This is a genomic window from Bradyrhizobium sp. AZCC 1577 (genome assembly GCF_036924575.1).
Classification (GTDB): domain Bacteria; phylum Pseudomonadota; class Alphaproteobacteria; order Rhizobiales; family Xanthobacteraceae; genus Bradyrhizobium.
The window spans coordinates 4,252,467-4,265,441 of sequence record NZ_JAZHRQ010000001.1; the positions used below are offsets into that span (position 1 = coordinate 4,252,467).

The 12,975-nt window shown below is 64.1% G+C and carries 13 protein-coding genes; 7 read left to right on the top strand and 6 right to left on the bottom strand.

Features of this window, described 5'->3' with window-relative positions:
- Positions 1–175: 175 nt before the first annotated feature.
- Entirely contained in the window at positions 176–1,054 is an 879-nt protein-coding gene (locus V1278_RS20060) for a DMT family transporter (RefSeq protein WP_334381985.1), read from the top strand.
- 2 nt (positions 1,055–1,056) lie between these two features.
- Here V1278_RS20060 and V1278_RS20065 read toward each other — a convergent pair whose 3' ends face one another.
- Genes V1278_RS20065 through V1278_RS20080 form a run of 4 tightly spaced genes read right to left on the bottom strand, consistent with a single transcriptional unit; the run spans position 1,057 to position 5,197 of the window.
- Positions 1,057–2,220: an MFS transporter gene (locus V1278_RS20065; protein ID WP_334363102.1), complete on the bottom strand. Its 1,164-nt coding sequence runs from the start codon at positions 2,218–2,220 to the stop codon at positions 1,057–1,059.
- On the bottom strand, positions 2,217–3,383 hold the full coding sequence (locus tag V1278_RS20070) for an MFS transporter (protein ID WP_334384217.1): 1,167 nt from the start codon (positions 3,381–3,383) through the stop codon (positions 2,217–2,219). The genes V1278_RS20065 and V1278_RS20070 overlap by 4 nt, the downstream gene beginning before the upstream one ends.
- A gap of 45 nt (positions 3,384–3,428) precedes the next feature.
- The gene (locus V1278_RS20075; protein ID WP_334381986.1) at positions 3,429–4,799 is read right to left on the bottom strand and encodes an NAD(P)-binding domain-containing protein; all 1,371 of its coding nucleotides are present in this window, start codon (positions 4,797–4,799) and stop codon (positions 3,429–3,431) included.
- 56 nt (positions 4,800–4,855) lie between these two features.
- Positions 4,856–5,197 carry an ArsR/SmtB family transcription factor gene (locus V1278_RS20080; protein ID WP_334363100.1) on the bottom strand — a complete coding sequence of 114 codons (342 nt, stop codon included), beginning with the start codon at positions 5,195–5,197 and terminating at the stop codon, positions 4,856–4,858.
- A 128-nt stretch (positions 5,198–5,325) separates the two neighbouring features.
- Between V1278_RS20080 and V1278_RS20085 the strand changes: the two genes are divergently transcribed.
- From V1278_RS20085 to V1278_RS20105, 5 genes are all read left to right on the top strand, one after another.
- Positions 5,326–5,688 (top strand): ArsR/SmtB family transcription factor, encoded by a 363-nt coding sequence (locus V1278_RS20085; protein ID WP_334363099.1) that lies wholly within the window; start codon positions 5,326–5,328, stop codon positions 5,686–5,688.
- Positions 5,681–6,208 (top strand): arsenate reductase ArsC, encoded by a 528-nt coding sequence (locus V1278_RS20090; RefSeq protein WP_334381987.1) that lies wholly within the window; start codon positions 5,681–5,683, stop codon positions 6,206–6,208. The genes V1278_RS20085 and V1278_RS20090 overlap by 8 nt, the downstream gene beginning before the upstream one ends.
- The gene (locus V1278_RS20095; protein ID WP_334381988.1) at positions 6,208–6,906 is read left to right on the top strand and encodes an MIP/aquaporin family protein; all 699 of its coding nucleotides are present in this window, start codon (positions 6,208–6,210) and stop codon (positions 6,904–6,906) included. The genes V1278_RS20090 and V1278_RS20095 overlap by 1 nt, the downstream gene beginning before the upstream one ends.
- On the top strand, positions 6,903–7,304 hold the full coding sequence (gene arsC / locus V1278_RS20100) for an arsenate reductase (glutaredoxin) (RefSeq protein WP_334363095.1): 402 nt from the start codon (positions 6,903–6,905) through the stop codon (positions 7,302–7,304). The genes V1278_RS20095 and arsC overlap by 4 nt, the downstream gene beginning before the upstream one ends.
- Before the next feature lie 72 nt (positions 7,305–7,376).
- Entirely contained in the window at positions 7,377–8,636 is a 1,260-nt protein-coding gene (locus tag V1278_RS20105; RefSeq protein WP_334381989.1) for an adenylate/guanylate cyclase domain-containing protein, read from the top strand.
- On the opposite strand, the gene V1278_RS20110 is transcribed toward V1278_RS20105, so the two are convergent.
- Positions 8,633–9,847: a multidrug effflux MFS transporter gene (locus tag V1278_RS20110; protein ID WP_334381990.1), complete on the bottom strand. Its 1,215-nt coding sequence runs from the start codon at positions 9,845–9,847 to the stop codon at positions 8,633–8,635. The two genes, V1278_RS20105 and V1278_RS20110, sit on opposite strands and share 4 nt — an antisense overlap.
- Positions 9,848–10,470: 623 nt before the next feature.
- Here V1278_RS20110 and V1278_RS20115 point away from each other — a divergent pair.
- Positions 10,471–11,277, top strand: a complete 807-nt coding sequence (locus V1278_RS20115; RefSeq protein WP_334381991.1) for an alpha/beta fold hydrolase — start codon at positions 10,471–10,473, stop codon at positions 11,275–11,277.
- A gap of 271 nt (positions 11,278–11,548) precedes the next feature.
- On the opposite strand, the gene V1278_RS20120 is transcribed toward V1278_RS20115, so the two are convergent.
- Positions 11,549–12,793 carry an MFS transporter gene (locus tag V1278_RS20120; RefSeq protein ID WP_334381992.1) on the bottom strand — a complete coding sequence of 415 codons (1,245 nt, stop codon included), beginning with the start codon at positions 12,791–12,793 and terminating at the stop codon, positions 11,549–11,551.
- Positions 12,794–12,975 lie beyond the last annotated feature (182 nt).

Here is a 12,975-nt window from a genome sequence, read left to right on the forward strand (position 1 = left end):
CATGGCCTCGCGCGCAAGACGAGAGATCGGTATTTGCTGCTGACATTTGCCGCCATTTGCGTGCAGATCGCGCGGCACAAGACAGAAAGATTGATCCGAGCGCCGTCGAGCCTCGCGTGCGCAATTTCCCACACCATATGATCCGCGCGATAGAGGCGGGCGACAGGGGGCGGCGTTGGGTGAATGGATCGGGGTCGCAATCGCGCTGGTCTCGAGCAGCCTCGGCGGCAGCGCCGCGGCGATCACGCGCTATCTCGCTGGTAACACCGATCCGATCACGCTTGCCATTCTGCGATGGGGGATCGGCTTCTGCTGCGTGCTGCCGGCGGCGCTGCTCATGAAGGCGCGATGGCCGAAACGCGCGGACTGGCCGGCCGTCGCCGCCCTCGGCTTCTGCTTCTTCGGCGTGTTTTTCGTTCTCTACAATATTGCGATGACGTTCACGACCGCGGCGCGCGCCTCGCTCGCGCTGGCGACGTTGCCGCTGCACACCATGGTGGTTGGTGCTCTGCTCGGCATCGAGCCGCTGACGAAACGGAAGTCGATCGGGGTCTGCATCGCGGTGCTGGGTGTCGCCGCCGCACTCGCAACGGGATTGTCGGCCGCGCCGGCGGGCGCGTGGCGCGGCGAGTTGATCATGACTGGCGCGGTGCTGTGCATGGCGTTCTACAATGTCTGGTCCCGGCCGTTCATCCAGCGGTCCAGCGCGCTCGGTTTCCTCACCGTGGGCATGGGCACCGGCGCGGCGGCCCTGATCCTGGTCGGATCGTTGACCGGCAGCGTCGCATCGCTCGGTCAGTTCGGAACGCCGCAATGGATCGCGGGGCTTTATCTCGGCGTCGCCGGCGGGGCTCTCGCCTTCATTCTGTGGGTGCTGGCGCTGGAGCGGGCGTCGCCGACGCGCGTGGCCAACACCATGACCGTCAATCCAGTTGCCGCCGGGCTGCTTGCCACCCAGCTCGTCGGCGAGCCGATCACGCTCAACCTCATTGTCGGGCTGATCGCCGTGTTTGCGGGCATATGGATCGCGACGTCGGAGATCAGGAAGCCGTAGGCTCACGTCTCAACTGGCAGCTTCGGCGATCCCTTTCGCAGCAGAAACAGCGCCAGCAGTGCCGAGATGCTGAGTGCCGAGGATACGATCAGCACCCGCGCGCCCATGGCTTCGATCAATAGGCCGAACAGCAGCGGGGCCGCGGCCTGCGCCATGCGTGCCGGTGCGCCGATGATGCCGAGGCGATAGCCGTAATTCTCCGGGCCGAAAATCGCGAGCGGCAGCGTGCCTCGCGCAATGGTCAGGATGCCATTGCCGGAGCCGTGGAACAGCGCGAACACGCTGGCCGCGCCGCCGCCGGCCAGGCCGAGGATGGCGGCGCCGATCGGGTGGGTGATGCAGGCAAGCCTGGTCGAGACCAGTGGATGGTAGCGGCTGAGAAAGCCCGCCTCGAAGATCCGCGCGGCCACCTGCGCCGGCCCGATCAGCGCGCCGGCGAACACCGCCTGCGCCGTGGTCGCGCCGGCCGCTTCCATGATGCGCGGCAGATGTGCCGCCATCGCGCCGGTGACGGTCCAGGCCGCGGCGAACACGAAGGCGAGCACGATCATGGTGCGATCGATCGGGATATGCGGCTTGACGGCTGCCGCCACCGCCGCCTTCGCGCCCTTTACAGCCGGCAGCATCAGGAGGTTGAGCGGCAGGCCGATCAGGATGTGCGCTGCCGCCCAGGCAAAGCAGGTGTTGCGCCAGCCGATGGTCTCCAGCCCCCATGCGGAGAGCGGCCATCCCACGGTCGAGGCAAAGCCGGCGAGCAGCGTGATGCCAGTGATTGAGCGCCGTGCGGCGTCGCCGTAGATGCGGCCGAGCGCGGCGAAGGCGGCGTCGTAGAGGCCGGCGCCCATGCCGACGCCGAGCAGCAGCCAGGCGATGACGAGCATGGGGATGGATGATGTGAAGCCGAGCAGCGCCAGCCCGGCCGCCAGCACCAGATTGGATAGCGACAGCACGGAGCGGCCGCCGACCAGGTCGATCTGCCGTCCGACACGCGGGCCTATCAGGGCCGAAATCACCAGCGAGGCGGAGAAAGCGGTAAATATCCAGGTCGAGGATATGCCGAGATCGCGCGCGATTGGGTCAGCGAGGATCGCCGGCAGGTAGTAGCTCGAAGCCCAGGCCAGGGTCTGTGTCGTGCCGAGGGCGAGAATGATGGGAAGCTGGTTCACTGGACCGTTTCTCTTCTAGACCACAGCAGCGCCAGCGGCCCGAGCAGGGTGCCCGCTGCCAGCACTGCGAACGCCGCCATCCAGGCCGATGCATTTTGCGGCCCGCCGGTCGCATCCAGCGCGACGCCCACCGCCCAGGCGCCGAGGGCGGACAGGCTGAAGCCGACGGTGGAATGCATCGCCATGGTTGTGCCGCGATAGCTAGGCTCCGCGGCCATCGACATGCCCGAGGTCAACGCGCCGGAATCCGCTGGGACCGTGATGGCATAGACCAGCATCAGGGGCAGCAGCAGCCAGGGTGACTGGTCGGCGAGCACGCCGATCAGAAGCGCCACGGCAGCGGAAGCGAGCATGACCGCCGTGATGGCCCGGTGGCGGCCGAACCGGAGCGCGAATTCATTGCCCAAAATGCTCGCGGGCATGGCGAGCAGGGAGAACGCCACGCTCACCACCACCGGCGTCAGGATCGATGCATCCGAATGCCTCGCGGCGACAAACGTCCAGAACGCAACGATCCACGTCCGGATGCCGTAGAGTTCGAAGCAATGCGCGCCGTAGCCGAGCACGAAGCCCATGGCTTTGCGGTTCTGAAACACCGGGGCGAAATCCAGAAGCCGGCCCGATGTCGGTTTCGGTTCGATAGGCCGCAGCAGAAAGCAGACGATGAGCATCATCAGCGGCCCGGCAGCGGTGACAAAAAAGGCACTCCGCCAACCCCAGGCTTCTGCGACGAGCTGCGAAACCAGGAATGACAGGCCGACGCCGAACGAGAAGCTCGACGTATAGAGCGTGATGGCGCGGGATGAGTCGCCGGACGCGAGACGGTCCGTCAGCGCCTTGAGGCCGGGCATGTAAGCGCCGGCGAAGCCGATGCCGGCGATCGCGTTGAAGAGGGCGCCCGACCACAGGCCGGTGGCAAAGGCGCCGAACAGCAGCGTGCCGAGTGCGCTCACCGCCGAGCCGGCGATCAGAATTTTGCGCGCGTCGATGCGGTCGGTCAGCGTCGCCAGCACCGGCACGGTCAGCATATAGCCGGCGGCGCCCGAGCCTGCCAGCAGGCCTGCCTGCGCGCCGCTCAGGTGCCATTCGGGAATCAAGAATGCGGCAAGGATGGAAGGTACGACGACGTGCGGGAGCAGGCTGCCGAGCTGCCCTACACACATCACAACGATGACGGACCGGCCTTCCAGCGAAATTCTATTCACTCCTCATGTCGAGGACGCGCAACCACATCCCGATTTGCCTTGTTGCTTTGCTTTTTCATCCGCGACGCAACATGCGTCAACATCCGATATTGCGGGGCCGCCACAGCAATTGCCGGTATCTGGCGCGAGCGAGCGGCTGCAGACGCCGGTCTCGGGCAGCACCAGTTCGACCCGCTCTGCGGCAGCTCGGTCGCCGGCGATGTCGGCCGCTATCGAGCGCACCTGTTCGTACCCGGTGAGCATCAGGAAGGTCGGTGCGCGGCCGTAAGCTTTCATGCCGGCGAAATAGAAGCCGGGCTCGTCCTGCGCCAGCTCGCGGGCGCCGTGCGGACGCACCGTGCCGCAGCTATGCTCGTTCGGATCGATCAGTGGCGCCAGCGCGACCGGACATTCGATCGCAGGATCGAGCCGGATGCGCAACTCGCGCACGAAGTCGAGATCGGGGCGGAAACCCGTCGCGACGATCAGTTCATCGACCACGGCCTGCCGGGCGCGGCAGCCGGACAGGGCGCCGACGACGAGGCGAGGGCCGTCGGCTACGAGATGCGAAACGCGAAATTCGCTTTCGACCTTGATGCTGCCTGCCGTCACCAACGCGGCAAAGGCCGCGCCCAATTCACCGCGAGCCAACAGTTTGTCGTTCGCGCCGCCGCCGAAAGCCTTTGCCGGATCGCTGCCGCGCAGTAGCCAGATCGGCCGGGTGCCCGGCGCCTGGTCCGCAAGCTTCGCCAGATCGATCAGCGTGCCGATTGCCGAATGCCCCGCGCCCAGCACCGCGACGGTCTTGCCGGCATAGCGCGCGCGTTCCTTGCCGAGGACGTCGGGCATCCCATAGGCGATCTTGTCGGCGGTATCAGCCTCGCCAATGGCGGAAAGGCCGTTGGCGCCTGCAGGGTTCGGCGAATGCCAGGTGCCTGAAGCGTCGATGATCGCGTCGGCCTTGACGACTTTCGGACCTTGTCCGTTCTGGTAGCGAATTTCGAACGGCGCCTTTTCTCTGCCTTTCGACTTCATCCTGTCGAAGCCGGCCCGGCTGATCGCGGTGACGCGGCTCGATGTGCGGATGTGGGGCCCGAGCGCCGAGTGGGTCGCGAGCGGTTCGAGATAGTGCTCCACCATCTCCATGCCGGTCGGATACTGATCCGGTTCGGGAGAATTCCATCCGGTTGCCGCCAGCAGCCGCGCCGCCGCCTTGTCGACATTGTATTCCCAGGGTGAGAACAGTTGGACGTGGCCCCATTGCCGCATGGCGTGGCCGACCTTGTCGCCGGCTTCCAGCACGATCGGCTGCAGCCCGCGCTCCAGCACATGGGCGGCGGCGGCAAGGCCGACCGGCCCGGCTCCGATGATCGCGACAGTCCTGGTTCCACTCATGGCATTCTCCTATAAAACTAGAAATATCGAAATACAGTTCGAAAAAGCGCGACGCGCTAAGCCGCGGTCTTGGCATTGGTCTCGGCTTTGATCTTGGCATCGGCGGTTTCGGCGCTTTCCGTGCAGCATTCGGCGACCAAGAAACCCACCAGCTCCCGCATCACCTCGTAGTTGGCGTGGCAGATCAGCGTGGTCGCATCGCGCACCTGGGTGACAAGGCCGGCCACCACCAGCGCCTTGATGTGGTGGGAGAGGGTCGAGGGCGCGATTTTCAGTTTCTCCTGCAGGCGGCCGACGGCAAGTCCGGCGCCGCCGGCGCGGATCAGCGCACGATAGATCTTGAGCCGGGTCGGATTGCCCAGCGCTTCCAGATGGGCGGCGGCGTCATCGAGTTTCATGCGGGCATCATGGCATGCACATCGCCAACTCGTCAACGGTATTTCCAGAACTATCGAAATAGCCGGCACGCCTACGTCGGCAACAGTAAAAGTTGACACGCCCCCGATATATCGATAAGTCTGGATATATGGAATCCGAACAAGCCATTTTGGCGCTAGCGGCGCTGGCGCAACCGACCAGGCTCGACGTGTTTCGGCTATTGGCGAAACACGAGCCGGAGGGATTGCCTGCCGGTGACATCGCCAAGGCGCTCGCCGTGCCGCAAAACACCATGTCGTCGCATCTGGCGATCTTGTCGCGTGCGGGGCTGGTTACAGCGCGCCGCTTCAGCCGCTCGATTGTCTACCGCGCCGATCTGAAGGCCTTTCAGTCCGTCGTGCTGTTCATGCTCAGGGATTGTTGCGACGGGCGGCCCGAAATCTGCGGTCCATTGATCGAAGACCTCACGCCTTGCCGCACCCCGAAGCCGAGGAGGAAAGCGCATGTCTGAACGCATCTACAATGTACTCTTCCTGTGCACCGGAAACACCGCCCGTTCGATCCTGGCGGAATCGATCCTGCGCAAGGACGGTCGCCGCAATTTTCGCGCCTTCTCCGCCGGCAGCCAGCCGAAGGGGACGGTCAATCCGTTTGCGATCAAGGTTCTCACCCGTCTCGATTACCCCACTGACGAATTGCGTTCGAAGAGTTGGGAAGAGTTCGCGCGGCCCGATGCACCCGTAATGGATTTCGTCTTTACGGTCTGCGACAACGCCGCCGGCGAATCTTGCCCGATCTGGCCCGGGCAGCCGATGACGGCACATTGGGGTATCGAGGACCCTGCCGCCGCCGAGGGCACCGATATCGAGAAGGAAGCGGCATTCGTCGCGGCATTCCGCTATCTCAAAAACAGAATTGCCGCCTTTACGAGCCTGCCGCTGCAAAGTATCGACCGCCTGTCGCTCGGGACCAAATTGCGCGACATCGGCCGCAACGACGGCGCGACGTCCGGCCAGGAGAAAGCCAGCTAATGTCCGAATTCGATCTGCCGCGCCGGCTCGCTGCCGAAGCGCTCGGGACCGCATTGTTGGTCGCTACCGTAGTCGGCTCCGGGATCATGGCCGAGACCTTGACCAAGGACGTCGCACTCGCGTTGCTCGGCAATACGTTGCCGACCGGTGCCATCCTGGTCGTCCTCATCACCATTCTCGGTCCCATTTCCGGGGCCCATTTCAATCCGGCCGTATCGCTGGTTTTTGCGCTCAGGCGCGAGCTGACGCCGCGCGAGGCGCTGCTCTACGTCGCTGCGCAAATCGCGGGCGGGATTGCCGGAACCATGCTGGCGCATGCGATGTTCGCGCTGCCGCTGCTCGATGCCTCGCTGAAAATGCGAACCGGCGGCGCGCAATGGCTCGCCGAAGCCGTCGCGGCGTTCGGCCTGGTTGCGACCATTCTGGCCGGTATCCGGTTCAACCGCGCCGCGGTGCCGTGGCTGGTCGGCCTCTACATCACGGCGGCTTACTGGTTCACGGCGTCGACGTCGTTCGCCAATCCCGCCGTTGCCATTGCGCGCTCGCTGACCAATACGTTTTCGGGCATTCGCCCCACAGATCTTCCGGGTTTCATCGCGGCGGAAACCTGCGGCGCCATCATCGCGTTGATCTTCATGGGCTGGCTGCTTCGTGAAAGCGACAAGGCGCACGCAGTGTTGAAGGAGGCGCAACCATGAGCGTCACGATCTATCACAACCCCGCCTGCGGCACCTCGCGCAACACGCTGGCGATGATCCGGCAGAGCGGCGAAGAGCCCGAGGTGATCGAGTACCTGAAGACGCCTCCGAGCCGCGCCCGGTTGGTCGAACTGATCAAGGCGCTGGGCATCTCGCCGCGCGAGCTGTTGCGCGAAAAAGGCACGCCCTATGCCGAGCTTGGCCTGGCCGACCCGAAATGGAGCGACGACGAGCTGATCGATCTAATGCTGAAACATCCGATCCTGATCAACCGGCCGATCGTGGTGACGCCAAAGGGCGTCCGCTTATGCCGGCCGTCGGAGCTCGTGCTCGACCTGCTCGACAACCCGGTCGAATCCTTCGTCAAGGAAGACGGCGAGGCGGTGACGCGGAAGTAAGCGCTTGATGTCCCGGGGAACGCAGGCGGCCAGAGCCTTCCGTCTGTCACCATTGCACGGCATAATAGCCCCATGGAGCTCACCCCCCGTCTGCGCCTGATGAACTGGCTGGTCGGCCAGGGCCTCACCGGCCTGCCTCAAAACGACCTGATCCGCGGTTTCTGCGAACGCTGCTGCGCCGAGGGGCTTGGCCTGTCGCGCGGCATGGTCTTCATCGACACGCTGCACCCGATTTTCGAGGGCCGCGGCTTTCGCTGGAACGACGCCGAGACCAACGAAAGCGACGCGTTCGAATATGGCTCGACCAACGAGGGCGAAGCCGCGGAGGCCTGGCGCAGTTCGATCTTCTACTACATGCTCCAGAACGGCCATGAAGAACTGCCGCTCGACCTCGCCAATCGCACCTCCTACAACTTCAAATTCATGGGCGAGCTCGCCGAGAAAGGTCACAAGCATCTGGTCGCCTATGTGCACCAGTTCGGCGAGGCCGGCACCATGGGACAGATGGACTGCGTCTATTCCTATTGGGTGACACGGCGCGACGAGGGGTTTGGCGCGCAGGGGTTAGCTGCGCTCCGCGATCTCGTGCCGGTGCTGGGGCTGGCGATCAAATCCGCGGCGCAGGCTGACATCACCAAGACGCTGGGCCGGGTCTATCTCGGTCGCGACACCGCCGAGCAGGTGCTGCGCGGCCGCATCACGCGCGGCGTCACCGAGCGGATCAACACGGTGCTGTGGTTCTCCGACTTGCGCGGCTCGACGGCGATCAGCGAGAGTATCGATCCCGGCGAGATCATTCCGTTCCTCAACGATTATGCGCAGGCCTCGATCGACGCCATCCACGACGCCGGCGGCGAGGTGCTGAAGCTGATCGGCGACGGCGTGCTGGCGATGTTCACCCATGAGAACATGGCGAAGGCAAACCGCGCTGCGTTGCGCGCCGAACATCGTTTCCGCCGCAACATGAGGGCGCTGAACGCCCGCCGTACGGCCGAGAACCGACCAGTCACATCAGCCCATGTTGGCCTGCATGTCGGGGAGGTCTTTTACGGCAATATCGGCAGCGACGACCGGCTCGACTTCACGGTGGTGGGGCCTGCCGTCAACGAGGTCAGCCGCATCGCCTCGATGTGCCGCTCGGTCGACCGCGAATTGCTGATGTCGTCGGCGTTCCGCGGAGGTCTCGATGCCGCGGGGCGAAACTACCTGGTCTCCACCGGCCGCTACGCACTGCGCGGCATCGGCCGAGCGCAGGATCTCTACACGCTCGATCCGGATATTGCGGCGGACGAGGTGGTCGCCGGGAAGTACGAGCGATATCTGGTGTCCTAATTTGGTCTCGCTCGCCGTGTGTAAAGCGCCACGGCCATCAGCGAAAACACCATCAGAACTACGCCAAGCGCGAATAGCGCATCGGGGGAAATCGTCGCCGCGAGCCAGACGCCGATTGCGGCTGTCATCATCTGCGAGAAGCCGATGAGCGCTGATGCCGCGCCCGCTTTGTCGCCGAACGGGGACAGCGCCTGCGCCGTGCCTAACGGGCTGACGATGCCCATGCCGAGCAGGAATACGCTCATGGCCGCAAGAAACGAAAGAAAGGAGGGGGCGTATAGCGAGACCAGCAGCATCGCGAGGCTGCCGGGTGCGGCGGTGAACAGCCCGCCCCGGATCGAACGATCGAGCCCATAGCGTGGCGCCAGCCGGGTCGCGAGCATGCCGGCGGCGAACACGATCAGCACCGTGCCCGCAAAGAACAGACCGAGTTGAATCGGCGCAAAGTGCATCGCTTCGATCAGAACGCGGGGCGCCGCCGAGAAAATCGAGAACAGAGCGCCCAGGATCAGGCTGACGGTTGCCGCCGGCACCACGAAGCGGCGGTCGCGGAGCAGGGCGAGGTAGGTTTTTGCGATCGCCTGCGGATCGAGCGGGGTGCGTGTTGCGAGGTGGGTCTCGCCAAACACCATGCCGTAGGCGAGGGCGCCGAGCCCGGCGAAAGCCGCGAGGAATGCGAATTCGGAGCGCCAGCCGAAAATGTGGTCGAGCGCACCGCCGAGCAGCGGCGAGAAGCCGGGTGCTGCCGCCATCGCGATCATGATCAGCGCCATCGCGCGGGCGAGTGCCGCGCCGGAGAACAGGTCGCGGGCAATGGCGCGGGACAGCACCGAGGTGGCGCAGGCGCCGGCCGCCTGGATGACACGGCCAATCAGCAGGCTCGGCAAATCATTGGCGAGGCCGCACCAGACGCTGCCGGCAAGGAAGACTGCAAATCCGGCCAGGACGGGCCAACGGCGGCCATAGCGGTCCGAGATCGGCCCGACCACGAGCTGGCCGATCGCGAACACCGCGAGGAATACCGTGATCGCTGCGGTGACCGCCGCGCTCGTGACGTTGAGCGACGCCGCCATCTGCGGCAGCGACGGTAGCAGGATGTTGGTGGCGAGCGTTCCCGTGGCGGCGAGGCCCGCGAGCACCGCGATTTGCAGGACAGTGGAAGAAGCTTCCGAACGAGGGCCAGTGTCGATTGCTGCAGTCTGGTCGGCCATGAAGGTTCCCGCTTTTATATGAGATGATATATATCATATAAAGCGATGGGAAAGCACCAATGGGCTCCGGGCAATGAGGGCGCGGACTCACGGCAAGACAGTCCGGCTCAATGTGGCCCGCCAAGGAGCGGGTCGGACGCTATGCACCCGAAAGCGGACCTATTATGCTCACCCTGAGCTTTGTCGTTCTTGACCGACCCATAGCGAACGTTGTGGTCCTGTCCGCACCGCAACCAATATCTATCTTGAACGGCGCACGACCTCGATTGCTGCTTCGATTAGGGCTGCGGCAACCTCTTTGCCGAAGGTGTTAACGGTGATCGGACCGTCATCGGGCACACTTGAGATCAAGGAGTGTATCCCCGCTGTCCGAAAGGACTTCCATGCGAATGCCGTCGAAGTCGACATCGCTCGCCCATTGGTATTTCACGGCACGGTCTTCGTATGTCAACGTTCCCATGCTGGGAGCTTATCATGTTTATGGGAAGTAAGCAGAAAGCGCCTAGAAGCGGACATTTGATTCAGTTAGGTCGCGGGGTGCTATATCGACCGTCAACAGTTTGTCGGGGTGATATCAGCGGCGGTTGCAGGTCTCCCTATCTCAAGCTTTGGGTCAAATCCGAATGGAATCATACGACGACGACCTTAAATGTTTCGAGGCGCATGGCGCTGCGCCCCTGCCCACCGCGATCAATCAAGGCTTTGTGGAACACGACGGTGCTCGAATCCGGTACGCGACGTACGGGTCGGGAGCTCCCGTGATCTTGCTGCATGGCGGCCTTGGGCATAGCGGCAACTGGGGCTATCAGGTTCCGGCGCTGGTCGCGTCGGGTTATCGCGCCGTGCTGATCGATAGCCGCGGCCATGGCCGCAGCACGCGCGATTCGCGGCCTTTCACGTATGAGTTGATGGCGTCCGACGTTCTGGCCGTGATGAATGCGCTGCAAGTGGACAAGGCAGCCGTCGTCGGATGGAGCGATGGCGCCTGTACCGCTTTGATCCTCGCCATGAAGGCCGCCGAACACGTTGCGGGCGTGTTTTTCTTCGGCTGTAACATGGACCCCAGCGGCACAAAAGAAATCGAGCCCAGCCCGGTTCTCGACCGGTGTTTCGGGCGGCACGCCAAGGACTATGCCCAGCTATCAGCCACGCCGGACCAGTTCGACGCATTGGTTGAAGCTGTCGGCCAGATGATGAAGACCGAACCGAATTATTCTGCAGGCGAGCTCGCCCACATCCATGTGCCTGTTGCGATCGTGCAGAGCGAGCACGACGAGTTCATCAAGCCCGAACATGCCGAATATCTTGCACGAAGTATCGCGACAGCGGAATTGAAGATCCTGCCTGGTGTGAGCCATTTCGCGCCGCTGCAAAGGCCGAGGCAATTCAACAGCGTCATGCTTGCTTTCCTCCGCAAGGTTCTTTCTTGAAGGAAACAATACGCCTCGGTGCCTTGAGCGGACATTAGTCAGTCGCTTAATGAGCACACGCCCTAAAAACCGTCATTGCGAGTGAAGCGATTTTTCTATGCTTACTGCGCAAGCTTCGTAGGGCTTCAGTTCGCCGCAGCGCTTTAGCGCGAAGGCGGAAGCAATCCAGGGCCGCAAGAGAGGCTGGATTGCTTCGTCGCGGAGTTTATCATCGGGCCGGCCGAAGGCCGGACCCGGTGGCTCCTCGCAATGACGGTTTTCGACCAGACGGCTAGCACCGCGCCGGCTCGCCCACCATCTCCGGCTGTCGCGCCAGCGAGACTGCGGGCGATAGCAGGATCACCAGCGCCTGCGCCGCGAAGATGGCGGCTGCCATGTAGAGGCAGGCTTCTGCGCCATAGAGCCCGCCGACGATGGCGCCCAGCGCCGAGCCGAGCGGACGGGCGCCGTAACTCATGATGTTGATGGCGGATACGCGCCCGAGCAGCGACGGCGGGGTCACCGATTGGCGCAGTGTGGTGGTCGAGATCACCCACAGGATCGGGCCGGCGCCGAGCAGGAAGAAGCTCAGCGCCGCGAGCCACGGCGCCGGCACGATCGTCGTCAGCGCCATGATGGCGGCGGCGACGAATCCCGTCACCGGGCCGAGCCCGATCACGGTGCCGAAGGCCAGCCGCTGCATCACCCGCGTGGCAGAGAGCGCGCCCGCCACCATGCCGACGCCGTACATGCCAAGCGTCAGGCCGACGCCGGTGGCCGATAGGCCGAGATGACGAACGGCGTAAGGCACGAACACGGCCAGCAGCAGGAACGACGCCGTGTTGAAGATGAACTGCGTAATGAACACGGGCCGCAGCAGCGCGTGATGCAACACGAACGCGGCGCCTTCCCTGATCTCCTGCAAAGGATGGCGGCGCGGGGCAGGGGCGCGTGCCGGTTCATAGATGCCCGACAGCAACACGACGGCCATCACCGACAATGCGGCGGCAAAGCCGAAGGCAGGCGCTGCCCCGACCCATCCGACCAGCACGCCGCCGAGCGCCGGACCGCTCGCAAACGCCACCGTGCGCGCCAGTTCGATGCGCGCGTTCGCTGCGGGCAATTGCTCCGAATTGACCAGCGATGGCACCAAAGCGGGCGCGGCGACGCTGTAGGCCACGGTGCCGCAGACAGCGACGAAGCCGAGTAGCGAGAGCAGCGGCAGCGTGATTGCGCCGAGCCAGATCAGCAGCAGCGTCGCCGCAAGCGCGGCCGCCCGCAGCGCTTCGGAGGCCGCCATCACCCAGCGCCGCGAGATGCGGTCGGCAAGGAGACCGGCGGGAATCGCAAACAGGATGAAGGGCAGCGTCAGCGCGGTCTGCAACAATCCGGTCTGGCCTTCGCCAACACCAAGCAGCAGCACTGCAATGATGGGCGCTGCGGCCAGCGCAATCTGCTCGGCCGATTGCGCGGCGAGGTTCGACCAGGCCAGACGGTTGAAGGTCGCGGGCAAGCGCGGTGTCGGAGCGGGTGACATGGCAAAATTTCCTGACAGATTCGATTTGATCCATTGTCCGGCCCGAGGACGATCAAACCCACCCGTTTCCCGACAACCTCTTCCAAAAACAAAACCTCCACACGCGAACGTGTGGAGGCTTTTCACCTTCCGGCATGACCGGACTGCCAGAACGCGGATGCCCGGCAAAAATGATCGCTCCA

Bases quoted from the DNA above. Each gene is read 5' to 3' on its own strand.
- V1278_RS20070 (WP_334384217.1), bottom strand. From the start codon at position 3,383: ATGTGTGTAGGGCAGCTCGGCAGCCTGCTCCCGCACGTCGTCGTACCT.
- V1278_RS20075 (WP_334381986.1), bottom strand. From the start codon at position 4,799: ATGAGTGGAACCAGGACTGTCGCGATCATCGGAGCCGGGCCGGTCGGC.
- V1278_RS20080 (WP_334363100.1), bottom strand. From the start codon at position 5,197: ATGAAACTCGATGACGCCGCCGCCCATCTGGAAGCGCTGGGCAATCCG.
- V1278_RS20085 (WP_334363099.1), top strand. From the start codon at position 5,326: ATGGAATCCGAACAAGCCATTTTGGCGCTAGCGGCGCTGGCGCAACCG.
- V1278_RS20090 (WP_334381987.1), top strand. From the start codon at position 5,681: ATGTCTGAACGCATCTACAATGTACTCTTCCTGTGCACCGGAAACACC.
- V1278_RS20095 (WP_334381988.1), top strand. From the start codon at position 6,208: ATGTCCGAATTCGATCTGCCGCGCCGGCTCGCTGCCGAAGCGCTCGGG.
- arsC (WP_334363095.1), top strand. From the start codon at position 6,903: ATGAGCGTCACGATCTATCACAACCCCGCCTGCGGCACCTCGCGCAAC.
- V1278_RS20105 (WP_334381989.1), top strand. From the start codon at position 7,377: ATGGAGCTCACCCCCCGTCTGCGCCTGATGAACTGGCTGGTCGGCCAG.
- V1278_RS20110 (WP_334381990.1), bottom strand. From the start codon at position 9,847: ATGGCCGACCAGACTGCAGCAATCGACACTGGCCCTCGTTCGGAAGCT.
- V1278_RS20115 (WP_334381991.1), top strand. From the start codon at position 10,471: ATGGAATCATACGACGACGACCTTAAATGTTTCGAGGCGCATGGCGCT.
- V1278_RS20120 (WP_334381992.1), bottom strand. From the start codon at position 12,793: ATGTCACCCGCTCCGACACCGCGCTTGCCCGCGACCTTCAACCGTCTG.